Raw genomic sequence first — 15,629 nt, 5'->3', positions numbered from 1 at the left:
GTTCTCCCGGGGATGTGGCGGTGTGGTGTGGTGGTGCCGGCTGCTCTGAACTGGCGGGTGGGGCTGGCGAGGTCTGGTCGGGGACGGTACGCGGCCCTGGAGCAGGGTCAGTTGAGCATCTGGTGCAGGGCGGGGAAGACGATCAGGACGGTCATCAGCAGGGTCAGCGCGGCCCCGGGCGCGACCATCCGTTCGCTGTCGGCGTTCGCCCGGGCGAGGTCCTCGGCGAGCAGTTCCCCGCGCAGGCCCTTGGCGCGGGCCCGCAGGGTGTCGTAGACGGCGGCGCCGTCGGTGCCGGACAGCCGCATGATGTCGGCCACGTCCTGGAGCGGGCTGAGTCCCAGTTCCTCGGCCAGCGCGTCGAGTCCGGCCCACGGCGGGAGCCGGTCGGTGGCAGCGCGCTCCAGGGCGTCGCGGATCCGCCGGAACACCGTGCCCTGCCCGACCGCGGCGGCCCGGCGCAGCGCCTCGGCGGGGCCGCAGTCGGCGGCCCGCTCCATCGCGACGAGTTCCAGGTAGGCGGCGATGCCGTGCAGGTACTCGGTGCGCGCCTCCTTGGCCTCGCCACGCACCACGGCGTCCGGGACGAACCAGAGCAGCCCGGCCAGCAGCGGCCCGGCGACCAGCGGCAGCGCGAACGGCAGGCCGGTGTCCATCAGCACGGCCATCGCCCCCAGGTAGGCGGGCAGCAGCAGGCCGAGCGCGGCGAACAGCAGCTTGTGCACCATGAACCGGGCCGGGGTGCGGCCGATCAGGGCGAGTTCACGGCGCGGTACGGAGACCCCGCGCAGGTGGACGGATCGCTCGCCGATCCGGTCGTACCAGCGGGGCCGCTCGTCCGGGTCCTGCTCGCGGTCGGCGGGGGTGGCGTGCAGCCGGTCCAGCGCCTGGCGCAGGTCCGGCGGCGCCGGCCGCAGTTCGGCGACCAGCAGGGCGAGGCCGCCGGCCGCGAAGGCGCCGGCCAGCACGGACCAGGGCGAGATCACCGGACCTCCCCGAGCTGCTCGGCCGGCTCCGGCGCGGCCGCCGGTGCGGCGGACCGGCGCCCGCTCCTGCTGCGCCGGTCCGGCGTCAGCAGCCGGGGCACCGGCGGGTGGGAGGCCAGAGCCCGCATCCAGGCGATGATCGCCACGAACAGGGCGGCGACCACGGCGAGCACCACCTGACCGAGGAAGCTCCCGTACGGCCGGGTGTACTCGGTGTTGAAGGAGCCGACGGTGACGACCAGCACGATGATGCCGACCAGCCAGCGGATGGTGGTCCGGTGCTTGGCCCGGTCCGCCTCGATGGCGCGGCGCTGGCGGACCTCCTCGCGCACCGAGTCGGCCATGTCGGAGAGCGTGCGGGCCAGGCCGGGGCCGCTGTCCCCGGCGCGCAGCACGAGCGCGGCGAGCACCTTGTCGGCGGTGGCGTCGGCGAGGCTGTCGGCGAAGGCGCGCAGCGCCTCCTCGGGCCGCCAGCGGGCCTGCAGCCGGGCGGCCAGCTCGCCGATCTCGTCCTCCAGGGCGGCCGGGGCGGTGCGGCGGCTGGTGACGATGGCCTGGTTGAGGCCGACGCCGAGCAGCAGCACGTCGGCGATCCGCTGGGTCCACTCGGAGAGCGCCTCCAGCCGCTCGATCCGGTGGGTGTCCGGGCGGGTGGTGTCGAACAGCCAGGGCAGGCCGAAGACGGCCAGCGGCACCAGCAGCGCGGTCAGCGGGATTCCGGTGAACAGCCAGGCCAGCGGCGCGCCGGCGAGCGCGAGCGGCAGCTGGACGCGGCGCAGCCGCACCATCCGGTGCGCGGCCGTCCCGGGGGCGCCGTACCAGAACACGTGGATCCGGCCGGCCAGCGGGTTGGGCTCCCGCTCGGCCTCGTCCTCGGCGCCGGGCTCGCTGCCGCGGGCCCAGGCCACCAGGGCGACCAGGCCGCCCGCGACCGCCAGCCCGCAGAGGGCGAAGAGCAGCATCACCGCGCGCCACCGCCGATCCGCAGCTGGAGCGGGGTGGCCCAACTCCCGTACCGGGAGCCGAGCAGCGAGGCGTCGAAGCCGGCCCGGCGCAGGTCGTCCAGGCACTGCGGCGGGGTGTGCGGGACGGCCCGCGGCTCGCCGAGGTCCGGCCGGGGCCCGAAGACGGTGTTCAGTGCGGGCCGGCCGCTCTCCCCGAGGCCGGTGACCTCCAGGACGTGGGAGACGAAGCGGTGCCGGCGGCCGCCGACGGCGGTCTCGTCGACCATGGTGACGTGCACGATGAGGTCCAGGGCGTTGGCGGTGAGCCGGTAGGCGAGCGAGTCGGTCATGTGCGAGCCGTACTCCAGGCAGAGTTCGGCGATGCGGTCGACGACCATGTGCGGGCCGCGGGCGTGCAGGGTGCACATCGAACCGCCCTCGCCGTTGGTCATCACCCGCAGCATCGGGACGACCTCGCCGGAGCGGACCTCCCCGACGATGATCCGGGAGAGCGTCATGCGCAGCGCGGCCGGAATGAGGTCGCCGATGGTCAACTCCCCGGCCAGGCGCCCCTCGACGCGCTCGCCGTTGCCCTCGCGGGCCTCCATCGGGACGACCTGGCGCAGGTGGCCGAGGGTGTGCAGCCAGAGTTCGAACTCCGACTCCAGGGTGCCGATCCGCTCGTCCGGCGGGATCTCGGCGGCCATCGCGCGCAGCAGGCTGGTCTTGCCGACGCCCTGGGTACCGGTGATCATCACGTTCTTCCGGGCCCGGATCGCGGAGGCCAGGAAGGCAGCCAGGGTGGCGTCCAGGGTGCCGAGTTCGACCATCTCGGGCAGCGTCGCCGAGGCCACCCGGTGGCGCCGGATCGCGATGTACGGGCGGGGCGTCACCTCGGTGAGCGCCTGGAGGCGCATGCCGCCCTCCAGGCGCAGCGCGAGGGTCGGGCTGGCGGTGGAGAGGCTGCGCTCGCCGCCGCCGTGCTGGCGGGCCAGGTCCTGGAGCAGTTCGATGAGTTCGGCGTCGTTCTCGGCCACCGGCGGTACCTGGCGCAGGGGTTGGTGCACCTTGGAGATCCAGACGTCGTCGCAGCCGTTGATCAGGATGTTCTCGATCTCCGGGTCGTCCAGGTACGGCTGGAGCCGGCCGGCCCGGAACAGCAGGTCGAAGACGGCCTCGGCGAGGGCGCGGTCCTGCTCGCGGGTGGGCGGGATGCCGTGGGTCTGCGCGTAGGCGTCGGACCACCGGGCGACGGCCTCCTCGATCAGCGCCCGGCCGCGCTGGCGGCGGGTGGCGCGGTCCGGATCGGAACCGGAGGCGGCGGTCAACCGGGTGATCTGCTGGTGCAGTTCGGCCGCGACCTGGCGCTTGAGCTCCCGGGCGACCTGCGGGTCGACGGCGGGCCGGGTGGCGGAGCCGCGCAGGTCCAGCGAGGGCAGCTGGGAGGGCACGGCGGCAGGCCCGGCCGCGCCGGGCGGAACGGGCTGGGGCACGACGGGCTGCGCCGGGGCGGGCTGGGGCGCGACCGGCCCCGGCCGGTACCCGTGCGGCGGGACGACCGGTCCGGGCGGCGGCGCGGCCCAGGGCAGCGCGGCCGGATCGGAGGCGGGACGCTGGTGCAGGGGGCTACCGCGCACGGAGCACCTCCCCGGGGTTGTTCGGGTACGGCCCGCCCGTGTCGTCCTGACGGTTCGTCACCGCAGGCTGCTGGAGCGGGTACTGGTCTTCCGGGTCGCCGTACGGGGCGGACTGGACGTGCGCCGGGAACGGTGCGGGCGCGGCCGGCTGCGGGGCCAGCCCGGCCAGCGGCGCCACCGGGCCGGTGGTGATCACCGGCGGGACGGGCTGCGGCGGGGCGTACGAGGGCTGCTCGCCCTCCGCCGTCCCGTAGCCGGACCGGCCGTGCACGGACCGGCCGTGGGCCGCCGTGCCGTACCCTCCCGGCGGGTACGGCGACGGGCCGTGGCCGCCCGTCCCGTATCCCGGCTGGGCGTACCCCGGCTGGGCGTACCCCGGCTGCCCGTGGTCGGACTGGCCGCCCGTCCCGTACGCCGACTGCCCGTACGCCGACTGCCCGTACGGGCCCGGCGCGGACGTGGACGGAGGAACCGGCCCCGTCCCGGACGACGGCACGGGCCCGGCCCCGGGAACGGGCGCGGGCGCGGGCGCGGGCATCGACGGCTGCGGCGCCATCGGCACGGGCGGGGTCGGTATCGGCGGGGCCGGCACCGGAGCCGCCGGGACCGGCGGCATCGGCACCGCCGCCGCGACCGGGGCCGCCGCCGGGCCGCCCGCCGTCAGCCTGGCCGGCGCCGCGTCCTGCGCCGCGCCCGGCGCGAGCCGCTGGCGCCGACGGCGGATCAGCAGCTGCACCTCGTCCGCTGCCGACCGCGCCGTGCGCATCAGCTCCGAGCGGATGAACCGCCGGTCGCCGGTGTCCCCGCCGTCGGAGAGCACCTTCGCCGTCCGGGTGGCGTGCGGCAGCACCCCGAGCACCGGAAGCCCGAGCTCGCGGGTCACTTCCGCCCTCGTGTACGGCCCCTCGGCGACCAGCAGCAGCCCGAGCGCGTCCGCCCCGGTACCGGCGGTGGCCAGGTCCTCGGTCAGGGCGGCGAGCCGGGGCCGGACCGAGCTCAGCCCGCGCAGCGTGGTGCGCACCGTCGCCACCACCGCGTCGGCGCGGCGGGCGAGCACCGCGCTGTGGCCGGTGGCCCCGGAGCGGCCGAGGTCCACGATGACGTCGTAGCCCTGCCGTTCCACGCCGTGCAGCAGTTCGGCGAGCGGTTCCCAGGTGTAGGCGAGGCCGGGCGCCTGGGTGGGGTCGGTCAGCCCGGGCAGCAGCAGCCGTTCGGCGTTGCCCTCGGGCGAGAGGTCGATCAGCTGCTCCCAGATGGTCTGCGTGAGCAGTCCGCGCCGGTCGGCGACGGCCAGGTTGCGCAGCCCGTACACCGCCTCGACCCGGCCCTCCAGGGCGCCGGCGAGCACCGCGCCGCCGTCCGGGTCGGCCTCGACCAGCAGGATCCGCCGGCCGGGCGACAGCGGCCACGACAGCAGCAGTGCCAGGGCGGTGGTGGTCGCTCCCGGTGCGCCCGGGCCGCCGACCACCGCGATCACGGCCATCAGGCGCCGCCCGTCGCGGCCGGGGCCCCGGAGGCGGCGCCGGGGCCCGGCGTGGTGGCCCCGGGCGCCGCGCCCCCGGGTGCGGTGGCGGCGGCCGAGGGCGCACCGCTCGGTGCCGGGACCGGCGCGGTGCCGCCGCCGGGGGCGCCCGCCGCACCCCGCGGCGCGAGCAGCACCTGGATCCGCCCGCTCGCCACCCACTGCGCCAGCCGGGGCCCGTCCGCGGTACCGACCGCCACGTCGATCACCTGGCTGCCGTCGGTGTCCACCCGGCCGACGGTGATCACCGTGGCCGGCAGCGAGTCGGCCCGGCCGTTGTCGGGAGTGAAGACGACGACCAGCTGCACACCGGGCTGGAGCCGGCTGGCGGGCAGCTGGGTGCGCTTGGCCGACACCCCGACCACGATCTGCCCGGGCTGCACCGACAGGCCCTGCGCGAGGTCGGAACCGGTGAGCATCGCACCGCGCTTGAGGTCGGTCGCGGCCCGCATGCCGACCGCCTTCGCGCGGTCCTGGGCCGACACCGGGCGCAGCGCCGGGTCCCCCGCGATCCGGGCGACCACCAGGTCGTCCTCGGTGATCACCTGCCCCCACGGCACGTCCCGGGCCAGCGCCAGCACCGCGACCCGCTGGCCGGTGCTGTTGTAGAGCACGGCCCCGCCCAGCCCGCCGGCCGCGATCAGCGCGACCGCCATCGCCAGCACCGCCGGGCGCCGCCGGCGCGCCCCCATGGTCCGCCCGGGCGCGTGCGGCGCCGCCCGGCCCCGGCCCTTGCCCGGACCTGCCTGCTCCGGCTGCTCCGGGAGCGCCACGGACGCCGCCGCGCCCGCGGAGGTGCCGGATCCCGGCGTCGCGAACGTACGGTTCTCCACCGGGTTCCGCCCTTCCCTCGTTCGTCTCTGGCTCGTACGGCTGGTCGGTGTGCGAATCGCCGTACCGGCACGGTCACTTGTGTGCGGTCACTTGCCGGCGATCACTTGCGGGCGATCACCTGTGGGTGATCACCGGAGCTCGGTCACCGGACCGCGCTCAGTTGAGCACCTGCATCTCGGCGACCCTGAGCTCGAAGGGCTTGCTGCTCTGGTTGATGCCCGGGATCGTGAACTTCCGCGGGTTCGGCCCTCCGGTGACCACCACGGCGGCCTCCCAGTGCATCGTCACCGTGGCGCTGAAGACGCTGTTCTTCTCACCGGCCGAGCTGGTCCTGAACTCGTAGCCGCAGTCCGGGGACTTCGCGTCGCCGTACTTGGGGTCGTACGGCGTTCCGGTCGTGGTGCAGGAGGTCTGGAGGTGCGCGCCGAAGCTCCAGTCCGCCTTCAGCAGCCGGGGCGTGACGGTGACCGAGATGCCCCCGACCGCCGCGCTGCCCGGGGCGGGCAGCGCGGCGTCGTCCGCCCAGAGCCAGACCGGGGCGTTGACCACCGCCGTGGTCTGCGGAGCGGCGCGGCCCACCGGCGGCCGGAAGCGGACCTGGTCGTAGGCCCGCTGGATGGCCATGGCCTCCGCGTTGACGTTCTGCCCGCCCGGCGCGGTGGCCTCGAAGACGATCTCGGCGCCGCCCTGGCCGCCGTCGGTCTGCGGACAGACCTTGGTGTAGAGGGAGCCGTCCTTCGGGTCGTGGCCGTCCCAGGCCGGGTCGCCCGCGGGCGGCGGGTTGTCCAGGGCGCGGAAGTAGCACCCCTTGTCGCTGTTGAACCAGCCCAGCTGGGGGTCGTGGCAGGCCCACGCGACCTCGTGGTAGCTGCACAGCTGCGGGCCGGTGTCCGAACCGCCGCCACCGCCGGGCTTCGGTCCGCCGGGCGACGTGGTCGATCCGCCGGAATTGACGTCTATGCAGATGACGTTCGGGTAGCACTGCTCGGCGCCGCCGTTCGGCGGTTCGTCCGCGGTCGCGTTGACCGCCGAGGTCAGCAGCAACCCGGCCGACATCGACGCGGCGATCGCGATTCGCCGGGCCGGTTTCCGCGCGTTCAGCATGTCCGGTCCACCTCCCGTTTGAAGTCGTAGATCAACCAATGTGCCTGGAACCAGCGCAGGGAAGCGGTTCCGACGTACCGGTTCAGACGTGCTCCGGGATCCTTGGCGGCCCCGGTGACGGCGTCGACGCGGTGCCAGCCGGACAGGTCGACGCAGTCCTCGATCACGGCGGTCTGCGGATCGGCTTTCAGATCAATGGCCTTGACCACCGCGGAATTGCGCGGCGTCCCGGTCATCACCACTTTGGCGTCGCGCAGTTGCCGGAGGCCGACCAGGCTGTCGGACAGGGCGCGCCCGGAAGAGTACTGCTCAAGTGCGTAACCGTCCGAATCCGAACGTCCGAAGACCTGGGCCTGGACCTGCCACCAGTCCTGATAGGCCTTCAGGGCCAGCCGTCCCATGGCCCCTTCCGGACCGCTGGTCGGCGCGATCGAGCCGTTTACCGAACCACCCGAAGGAGTTAGCGGGTCCACTCCCGCGACAGTGGGCGCGGCCGACCCGATGCGATCGACGGAACCGCCCGCACCACTGCTCGCACAAGCACCGAGCAGCAACACCAGAACCGCCCCACCGACTCCAACCGCCCCAGGGCGCAACACATTTCCGCGCTGCCGCATGGCCCCACCTCGTTGCGACCGACCTGATCCGTGATCCACGGCCGCCAGGAGAATTCCGCCGTCCCGCCGGTGTTTCCGCTGGGGATCGATTCTTCGCCAACCCACCCCATCACGGCAACACCTCAGGCCCCCTGACCTTACGCGGAAGGAGGTTCTGTCGGGGCGCTTTCCCGCCACAGAACGGCCAACAGTTCCTCGGAAAGCGACAATCCGGCCAATGCGCCCCGAACCGCGGCCCGATTGCGCATCAGGAGCCGCCCGGCGTGCGGCGGAACGAGCAGGCGCGCGCCAGGCGCACCCGAACTACCGGACGCTTCCCCACCGTCCGTCAGCGCGGCCACGGCCGGCTGGAGATCGAGCGGGGCGACGGCCGCGGGGGCACCCGGGACGCCCTGGCGCAGGACGGTGGTCAGGGCCCGGCTGAACGAGCCCTCCCCGCCCGGCAGGACGGCGTCCCGGCCGCGTCTGCCCGGGGCGTAGCGGCTGCCCGGGGAGTGGCGGCCGATCCGGCCCCACAGCGGAACCCTTGAGTAGCTCAGCAGTTCGCCCGCGCCGTCCTCGCCGCGCTCCAGCGCCGCCCAGGCGTCGCGGTCGACCACCGCGTCGACCAGCAGCAGCGCCTCCTCCTGGTCCCCGTGCACCATCGCACTGACCACCCAGTCCCAGGCCAGGCCCCGGCGGTAGGCGTTGTCGGCGGTGCTGCCGGCGGTGACCAGGGCCAGCCGGCGCCCGCGCGGATCGACCACCAGCTGGCCGACCAGGCAGACCAGCAGCCAGCGGCCGGGGTGCTGGGCGGCGTCCCGGACGGCGGTGAGCATCGCGTTGGCGTCCGCGTCCGGCGCCACCGTGGTGACCCGGCAGCCGGCCGCGCCGGTGTCGAAGCACATCCCGGGCAGCACGTCGGCGAGCAGCCGGGCGCCGTCCGCCGCGAGCGCCGCACCCCCGAAGGCCCGGTCGGGCCCGCCGTCCGCCCCGATCACCACCAGATCGACCCCGCCCGCCATCCGGCCGTCCCCCTCCTGCACCATTTCTCCACCCGCCGGGCAGGCTACCGCCCCGAACGGTCGCCGACGGGGCTCCCGGCCCGTCCGCTCAGGGACCATGGGCCCTATCGGTGCGCGCACCGACCGAGGACGATCGGACGCATGGAGCGTGAGGACCGTGTGGAGACCCTGAGCGAGGCCGAGTGCCTGCGGCTGCTCAGCACCGTGCCCGTCGGGCGCGTGGTGTACACCGAGCACGCGCTGCCGGCCGTCCTGCCGGTCTCCTTCGAGGTCCTGGACGGGCGGCTGGTGCTCGCCGTACGCCGGGGAAGTGCCACCGCGCGCGGGCTTGACGGCACGGTGGTGGCCTTCCAGGCGGATCTGCTGGACCCGGTCACCCGCACCGGGTGGAGCGTCCTGGTGCACGGGCGGGCCGACGTGGTGAGCGATCCCGAGCAGGTCAGACGGGTGCTGCGGTCCGGTCTGCGGCCGTGGGTGGGCGATCCGGAGCCGCTGTTCGTCGCGCTGGTCCCGGAGCTGGTCAGCGGCCGCCGGCTGTTCCCGACCGGGCCGGGCGTCCCGGGCCGCCGGACGCGCCGGCAGCCGAGCACCGGGCCGGTGAGCGCCGGGCCCGTGAACACCGGTTTTCCGTTCGGCTCCTGACAGATACCGGTGGGTAGGCATACGCTTCCGGCGTCCTGACCCCTCCCCGGGCCCGTCCCCACCAGGAGCGCACCGTGACGACCTTCGCCTCCCTCGCCGAGCTGACCGCCGCCGTCGGCACCGAGCTGGGCACCAGTCAGTGGCACACCATCGAGCAGCGGCGGATCGACCTGTTCGCCGAGGCGACCGGTGACCACCAGTGGATCCACGTGGACCCGGAGCGGGCCAAGGAGAGCCAGTTCGGCTCGACCATCGCGCACGGCTACCTGACCCAGTCGATGATCCCGGTGCTGGCGAAGGAGTGCTACGCCGTCGAGGGCGTGCGGATGGCGCTGAACTACGGCTCCGACAAGGTGCGGTTCCCGGCGCCGGTGCCGGTGGGCACGGCGATCCGGGCCACCGCCGAGCTGCTCTCGGCCACCGAGGTGCCGGGCGGGATCCAGGCGGTGGTGCGGTTCACCGTGACCAGCGAGCGGAGCGCCAAGCCGCACTGCGTCGCGGAGACGATCACCCGCTTCTACGCCTGACCGGGCCGGGGCCAGGCCAGAGCCAGGGCCGGGGCCGGGGAAGTCCCCCCGGGGGAGAGAGCGGGGCGGCGCCCGGGCACCGGCCGGCACCGCCTTCCCGGGTACGCCGATTGGACCGCGCCGGGCTCTCCACCAGGTCCGGACGGCCCATGGCGAGTAATCTCCGACGAGATGGTTGTCGTATCGCAGCAGCCCCATTCGCCACTGCGCTGCGCGCCCCGGGCACGCCCGGTAGCCGTGACCGTCCCTGGAGGAGCCGTGCCCCGCCCCGCCCCGTGGTTCTCCCGCCTCGCCGGTCTGTCCGCGCTGTTCGCCCCGCCCTCCGCCGACCCCACCGCCGAGCGCGCCGTACCCGGGCTGGCCGGACTGCCCCGGGCCGCCTGGCACCGGATCCGGACCGACGCCTTCGGCGCCGAGCCCCGGGGCGAGCGGCTGGCCCGCATCCGCCGCTCCCCGCAGTTCGCCGACGGCGCCTTCCGCAACCCGGTGCCCACCCGCCGCCTGGTGTACGAGCGCAGCCCGCTGGAGATCACCCGCGCCCAGCTGGCCGGGGACAAGACCCGCCGCGCGCCGACCGCCGCCGTGCCGGTGCACCGGCTGCTCCCGGGCGACCTCGCCGCGCCGCCGGAGTCCGGGCTGCGGCTGACCTGGCTGGGGCACGCCACGGTCCTGGCCGAGATCGGCGGACGGCGGGTCCTGCTCGACCCGGTCTGGGGCGAGCGCTGCTCCCCCTTCTCCTGGACCGGCCCCAAGCGGCTGCACCCGGTTCCGCTGCCGCTGTCCGAACTCGGGCCGGTGGACGTGGTGGTGGTCTCCCACGACCACTACGACCACCTCGACATGGGCACCGTCCGGGCGCTGATCGGGACGGGCGCGGTGTTCGCCGTCCCGCTCGGGGTCGGGGCCCACCTGGAGCACTGGGGCGTACCGGCCGCGCGGATCGTCGAACTGGACTGGTGGGAGTCGGCCGAGGTTGCCGGGCTGACGCTGACCGCCACGCCGGCCCGGCACTACTGCAGCCGGGGACCGCGCACCAGCACGCTGTTCCTGTGGGCGTCCTGGGTGGTCGCCGGTGGCGGGCGGCGGATCTTCCACAGCGGGGACACCGGCTACTTCCCCGGCTTCGCCGAGATCGGCCGCCGGCTCGGCCCGTTCGACGCGACGATGATGCAGGTCGGCGCGTACAGCGAGTTCTGGCCCGAGGTGCACATGACCCCCGAGGAGGGCGTGCGGGCGCACCTGGACGTGGGCGGCGAACTGCTGCTGCCGATCCACTGGTGCACCTTCAACCTCGCGCTGCACCCCTGGGACGAGCCGGCCGAGCGGGTGGTCACCGCGGCCCAGACGCTCGGCGCCCGGCTCGCGGTGCCCCGTCCCGGCAAGCCCTTCGAGCCCGCCGCCCCGCCCGCCCTGCGCCTGTGGTGGCGGGCCGTCGCCGCCCCGCGCGCCATCCCGCCCCTGGCCGGCGAGCGGCCGCAGGAGGAGGCGGCCACGGGGGCGGCCGAGGCGCGCGAACAGACGACAACTTTCAGCGAACAGATTTCAAAATCTGTTCGCTGAAAGTTGTCAGTCGACATCTGTCCGCCGTCAGCCGACATCTGTCCGCCGCCGACCGACACCCGTCCGCCACCGACCGACACCCGTCCGCCACCGACCGGCATCCGCCCCCTCAGCCCGCGAGCACGTCCCGCAGCGCCCGGGCCTCCTTGACCACCCGGCCCGACCCCCCGCGCTCGGCCGCCGCCGTCACCTCGGCGACCGGCCCGCGGGCCCCGGTGCGCCGGGCGCAGTCGGCGGCCAGCGCGATCAGGTCGCCCAGCCCGCGCGTCGACGGGTCGGCCTCCCCCAGCAGGCCCGGCAGCGCCGCCCCGAGCACCGACCAGACCGTCGCCCGGGCCCCGGTCTCCGCCGCCAGCGCGAGCGCCGCCCCCAGCCGGCCGGCCAGCACCGTGCCGCAGGCCACCAGGGCACCCAGCTCGCGGCCCAGCAGCGTGCCGTCCAGGTCGCCACGCGCGGCGAGCACCAGCAGGGCGTCCACCGCCGCCGTCCGGTCCTCGGCGTGCCGGGCGCCCAGGCCGTACGCCAGCGCCAGGTGCAGCGCGAGCCCGGCCGGACCGCCGGCCTCCGCGAGCAGCGGGAGGTAGCGGGCGGCACCGCGCTCGTCCCGGTCGGCGCACTCGGCGAAGGGGTCGAGCCAGCGCGCGGCCAGCTCCTCCCGGTGCCGGGGGAGCATCGCGAACCAGTGGTCGATGGCCCGCCAGCTCCAGTCGTACACCTTGCGGGCGCGGGCCACGCTGGGCTCGGTGCCGTCCAGCAGCGCCCGCAGCTCGGCCGTGAGCCGCTCGCCGCCCGGCCCCTTCGGCCCGGCGCCGATGCCCGGCTGGGCGACGGCGATCCGCTCGATCTCCTCCCACCAGCGGTCCCCGTACGCGTTGGCGCGCCGCACCCCCTTGCCGGGCGCGAACAGCACCCGCTCGGAGGGCTGCCCGGGCAGGCCGCCGGTGCGCAGCCAGTGCGCCAGCCACCGCCCGGCCGGGGAGCCGAGCGCCTCGGCGGCCTTCAGCACCGCCTCCTCCACCCGCACGTCGACCCGCAGCAGGGCCTGGGACAGGTCGGCCTTTCCCGGCGTGACGCCCGCCGCCTCGTACCCGGCGAGCCGCTCGACCAGCACGGCCGCGTCCAGGGCGCCGGTGGCGTCGGTCGGGGTGGCGAGCAGGTACGGCACCCGGGCCTGGACGACCTGCCAGGCGGCCTCCTCCAGCCGGGAGGCCAGGACGGCGCCGTGCACGGTGGTGCGCGCGCCGCGCAGCGGGGAGCGGCCCTTGCCGCGGAAGTGGTCCCAGAACGTTCGCGGCGGCGTCTCGCCGGCCACCGCGGCCACCACGTGGAGGATCTCCCCGGGCGTGCAGTCCCCCCAACTGCCGGTGCCGTTCCAGCGGTGCACCCGGCGGACCGGCTCCACCGCCTCGGCCAGCGCCTTGCGGTCCAGGCGGCTCAGCCGGACCAGCCCGTCCAGCACCCGCTCGAAGTCCGCCACACCGGGCTCGCGCCCGGCCAGCAGGGCGGACAGCTCCTCCGCGAGTTCGCCCACCGAACCGATCGGAGCGCCGAGCCGGCGCGGCTCGGGGACCGGCGGGAGGACGTCGTTCCACCCGGTTTCCGGGTCGCCGTCGCCGTCACCGTCGCCGACCGGTGCGCCGAGCAGGTCGCCCGCGCGCCGGTGGTGGGCCGGGTTCAGGGCCTCGGCGGCGGTCCGCAGCTCCGCCACCACCGCCTCCCCCGCCGCCTTCAGGTGCCGGGCCACCACGTTCAGCGCCCGTTCCTGGAGGGCCGCGTCGGGGTGCCCGAAGGCCTCGGCCGCGGCCAGCACCACCGGGCCGGAGCGGTCGGGCGCGCGCCGGGCCGCCTTGTCCAGCCAGGCCAGCTGGGCTCGGACCAGCTTCTTCTCGGTCCGGAAGAGCACCACCGCCGAGGCCTCGGTGAGCACCTCGGGCTCGATCAGCCCGGCCTCGTCCAGCCCGGCGAGCACCTCCTGGGCGTGCCCGGCGAGCACCGACGGGCCGTCCAGCAGCGCCACCAGGTCGCGCACCCGGGCCGCGTACTCCCCGGGCGTCGGTTCGAGCTCCCGCAGCACCTCCAGGAAGGCCCGCTGGTCGGTCGTCCTGCCGCCGCGCAGCAGCCGGGCCAGGCAGCGGTCGAGCACCTCGGCCCGGTCCACCACGCCGGCCGCGGCCAGTTCGCCGATCGCCTCCGTCCAGACGTCGCCGGAGCGCGGGCCGAGCCGGAGCGTCAGCGGCCAACCGACGTCCGCGAGTTCGAACAGCTCGGGCAGCAGCACCGGGGTGAAGGCGTCCTCGCGCAGCTTCTCGGCCAGCGTGGGACGCGCGCCGCCCAGGTCGCCGGTGCGGTCCATCCAGCCCCGGACGAAGGTCTCGCCGCGCGGCACCTCGCAGCCGGTGCGCCGGACCACGGCCTCCATCACCGGGTACATCGACCAGCCCTGGTTGCGCGCCGGCCGGGCGGCGAGCCGGGTGACCACCTCGACCTGCCACTCCACCGGCTGCGCCTCGATGACCTGGTGCAGCACGGAGTTGCGGGCCCACGGGCGGTCGGCGAAGTCGCTGCCGGCCAGCCAGACGGCGGCCCCGGCCGGGCCGGCGTGGCAGCCGACCCCGGCCACCAGCAGTCGCCCCCTGGCCTCGGCCGCCTCCCGCGACCAGTCCTGCCGCAGCTCCTTGCGCAGTTCCTTGAGGGCGGCCAGGCCGGACCGCCGCTGGGCCGGATCCAGGGCGGCCAGCAGCTCCGGTATCCGCGCGAGCCGTCCGGACCGGACGGCCGTCAGAAGTTCGTCGACCGGCCCCTGCCGGCCGGCATCCGCCGTCGTGCTCACGCTCCGGCCCCCTTCGCCCCCGCGGCCGACTCCCGCACCATCCCGACCGCCAGTGCGTGCTTGCACGGCCCGCGTCCGCCCCGGTACTTGCCCCACCACAGGCAGGTGCAGCTCAGCCGCCCCGACGGGTCCGTCCGCACCCGCTGGATGTGGTCGTCCACCGTGACGACGGCCGTCGCCCCGCCCTCCTTCAGCCGGACGGCGCCCGCCTCGACCAGGGCCCGGGCGGCCCGCAGCCGGGGGTTGGCCGCCTCGGCCCGCCCGGCGGCGTACGGGAGCTGCCGGTGGAAGTAGGCGGCCTCGGCGGTGTCGTAGCCGATCTGCCCGGCGGTGCCCAGCCGGGTGAGCGCGGCGCGGACCCGCTCGGGGCTCAGCCCGGACTGGGCCGCGAGGTCCCCGACCTCGATCCGGGGCTCCCAGGCGAGCAGCACCGCGATCAGTTCGGCGTCCCGCTCGGCCGTCCCGGTGGCGAGCGAGTCGAGCACCCCGCCCTCGCCGGAGAAGCCCCGGGAGGCGTCGGGCGAGAGCGTCAGGGTCAGCCGCATGCCGGGCAGCACCGCCTCCCAGGCGGAGGCGGTCGGCTCCCCGGCCGCGACCGGCCCGTACACCCGCAGGGCGAGCGCGTGCCGCAGCACCCGCTGGAGCGCCACCAGCCGCTCGGGCCCGGGCAGGCAGACCGCGCCGGGCACCGGCCGGGTGGTCGGCCGCAGCGTCGTTCCGGCCGGGACGACCCAGCCGGCGCCGGCCCGCCCGCCGCGCCCGGCGCGCGGCAGCGAGCGCAGGAACCGGACCGCCTCGGCGGCGGGCAGCTCGGCGCGCGGCTCGAAGCCGGCGGCGACGACCTGGGTCTCGGCGAAGCCGCGCAGCCAGCGCTCCGGCAGCGGGACCTTCTTCTCGACCAGCGGCCCGTCGAAGCTGGTGACCTCCAGCGCGTCCGGCCCGACCGCGAGGTGCAGCGGGTCGGCGGGGCCGATCCTGGTCAGCGCCTCCCGCAGCGGGTTGTTGACGTCCACGTTGGTGGTGCCGTGGCCGATCTCGTCCCCGTCGAGCCCGGCCCGGAGCACGTCGAGCCGGGCGTAGACGCCGCAGCAGCCCGAGAAGGACTCGAAGCGCAGCCGGTCCCCGTTGGCGGTGACCACCGGGTCGAGCGAGGCGCGCAGCTGCGGCTGGTAGTAGCGCGCGGCGGCGACGTCCGCGACCGCGAGCAGCGCGGCGGCGGCCGGCGCCGGATCGGCCAGGAAGCCCGCGAAGAAGCGCGGGTTGGCGGCGGATCCGAGCGGGGTGGCGCCGCCGGAGGTGGCCAGGTCGAGGCTGCGTCCACCGGCACCGTCCAGGACGGCCGAAGGACGCAGATAGGCGTACGCGTGTGCGGATTGCGTCATGCCGAGCACGCTAGGTGAGGGCACTGACAGATCTGTGGGC

The 15,629-nt window shown here is 75.8% G+C and carries 13 protein-coding genes; 3 read left to right on the top strand and 10 right to left on the bottom strand.

Translation table 11 applies throughout. The annotated features are described in order from the left end of the window. Window positions 1-107 precede the first annotated feature (107 nt). From ACFVUY_RS05975 to ACFVUY_RS05940, 8 genes are all read right to left on the bottom strand, one after another. Window positions 108-986: a hypothetical protein gene (locus ACFVUY_RS05975; RefSeq protein ID WP_359913793.1), complete on the bottom strand. Its 879-nt coding sequence runs from the start codon at window positions 984-986 to the stop codon at window positions 108-110. Beyond that, window positions 983-1,948 carry a type II secretion system F family protein gene (locus ACFVUY_RS05970; RefSeq protein WP_387727661.1) on the bottom strand — a complete coding sequence of 322 codons (966 nt, stop codon included), beginning with the start codon at window positions 1,946-1,948 and terminating at the stop codon, window positions 983-985. Before ACFVUY_RS05970 ends, ACFVUY_RS05975 begins: the two co-directional genes overlap by 4 nt. Further along, entirely contained in the window at window positions 1,948-3,567 is a 1,620-nt protein-coding gene (locus tag ACFVUY_RS05965; RefSeq protein WP_387685140.1) for a CpaF family protein, read from the bottom strand. The genes ACFVUY_RS05970 and ACFVUY_RS05965 overlap by 1 nt, the downstream gene beginning before the upstream one ends. Further along, window positions 3,557-5,050 (bottom strand): hypothetical protein, encoded by a 1,494-nt coding sequence (locus ACFVUY_RS05960; protein ID WP_387727659.1) that lies wholly within the window; start codon window positions 5,048-5,050, stop codon window positions 3,557-3,559. Before ACFVUY_RS05960 ends, ACFVUY_RS05965 begins: the two co-directional genes overlap by 11 nt. Beyond that, on the bottom strand, window positions 5,050-5,922 hold the full coding sequence (locus ACFVUY_RS05955; protein WP_387727657.1) for an SAF domain-containing protein: 873 nt from the start codon (window positions 5,920-5,922) through the stop codon (window positions 5,050-5,052). The genes ACFVUY_RS05960 and ACFVUY_RS05955 overlap by 1 nt, the downstream gene beginning before the upstream one ends. Before the next feature lie 157 nt (window positions 5,923-6,079). Next, on the bottom strand, window positions 6,080-7,027 hold the full coding sequence (locus ACFVUY_RS05950) for a hypothetical protein (protein WP_387727655.1): 948 nt from the start codon (window positions 7,025-7,027) through the stop codon (window positions 6,080-6,082). After that, window positions 7,021-7,644 (bottom strand): hypothetical protein, encoded by a 624-nt coding sequence (locus ACFVUY_RS05945; protein WP_387685132.1) that lies wholly within the window; start codon window positions 7,642-7,644, stop codon window positions 7,021-7,023. Before ACFVUY_RS05945 ends, ACFVUY_RS05950 begins: the two co-directional genes overlap by 7 nt. A 137-nt stretch (window positions 7,645-7,781) precedes the next feature. Then, on the bottom strand, window positions 7,782-8,672 hold the full coding sequence (locus tag ACFVUY_RS05940; protein ID WP_387685130.1) for a hypothetical protein: 891 nt from the start codon (window positions 8,670-8,672) through the stop codon (window positions 7,782-7,784). Window positions 8,673-8,789: 117 nt separating this feature from the next. Between ACFVUY_RS05940 and ACFVUY_RS05935 the strand changes: the two genes are divergently transcribed. The 3 genes from ACFVUY_RS05935 to ACFVUY_RS05925 all read left to right on the top strand — a co-directional run bounded on the left by ACFVUY_RS05935 (window position 8,790) and on the right by ACFVUY_RS05925 (window position 11,377). Further along, a complete protein-coding gene (locus ACFVUY_RS05935) occupies window positions 8,790-9,290 on the top strand; it encodes a pyridoxamine 5'-phosphate oxidase family protein (protein ID WP_387685128.1) in 501 nt (166 codons plus the stop codon). A 74-nt stretch (window positions 9,291-9,364) separates the two neighbouring features. After that, window positions 9,365-9,817 (top strand): MaoC family dehydratase, encoded by a 453-nt coding sequence (locus tag ACFVUY_RS05930; protein WP_359913279.1) that lies wholly within the window; start codon window positions 9,365-9,367, stop codon window positions 9,815-9,817. A gap of 357 nt (window positions 9,818-10,174) precedes the next feature. Beyond that, window positions 10,175-11,377: an MBL fold metallo-hydrolase gene (locus tag ACFVUY_RS05925; RefSeq protein ID WP_387727819.1), complete on the top strand. Its 1,203-nt coding sequence runs from the start codon at window positions 10,175-10,177 to the stop codon at window positions 11,375-11,377. Window positions 11,378-11,486: 109 nt separating this feature from the next. Here the strand turns inward: ACFVUY_RS05925 and ACFVUY_RS05920 are convergent, their stop codons facing one another. Both ACFVUY_RS05920 and ACFVUY_RS05915 read right to left on the bottom strand, forming a co-directional pair. Beyond that, on the bottom strand, window positions 11,487-14,207 hold the full coding sequence (locus tag ACFVUY_RS05920) for a DUF6493 family protein (protein ID WP_387727653.1): 2,721 nt from the start codon (window positions 14,205-14,207) through the stop codon (window positions 11,487-11,489). After that, window positions 14,204-15,589: an SWIM zinc finger family protein gene (locus ACFVUY_RS05915; RefSeq protein WP_387727651.1), complete on the bottom strand. Its 1,386-nt coding sequence runs from the start codon at window positions 15,587-15,589 to the stop codon at window positions 14,204-14,206. The genes ACFVUY_RS05920 and ACFVUY_RS05915 overlap by 4 nt, the downstream gene beginning before the upstream one ends. Between the last annotated feature and the right edge of the window lie 40 nt (window positions 15,590-15,629).

It is taken from the genome of Kitasatospora sp. NPDC058063 (assembly GCF_042885395.1).
Taxonomy (GTDB): Bacteria; Actinomycetota; Actinomycetes; order Streptomycetales; family Streptomycetaceae; genus Kitasatospora; species Kitasatospora lactacystinica.
This window is presented reverse-complemented; position numbering and strand designations above follow the sequence as displayed.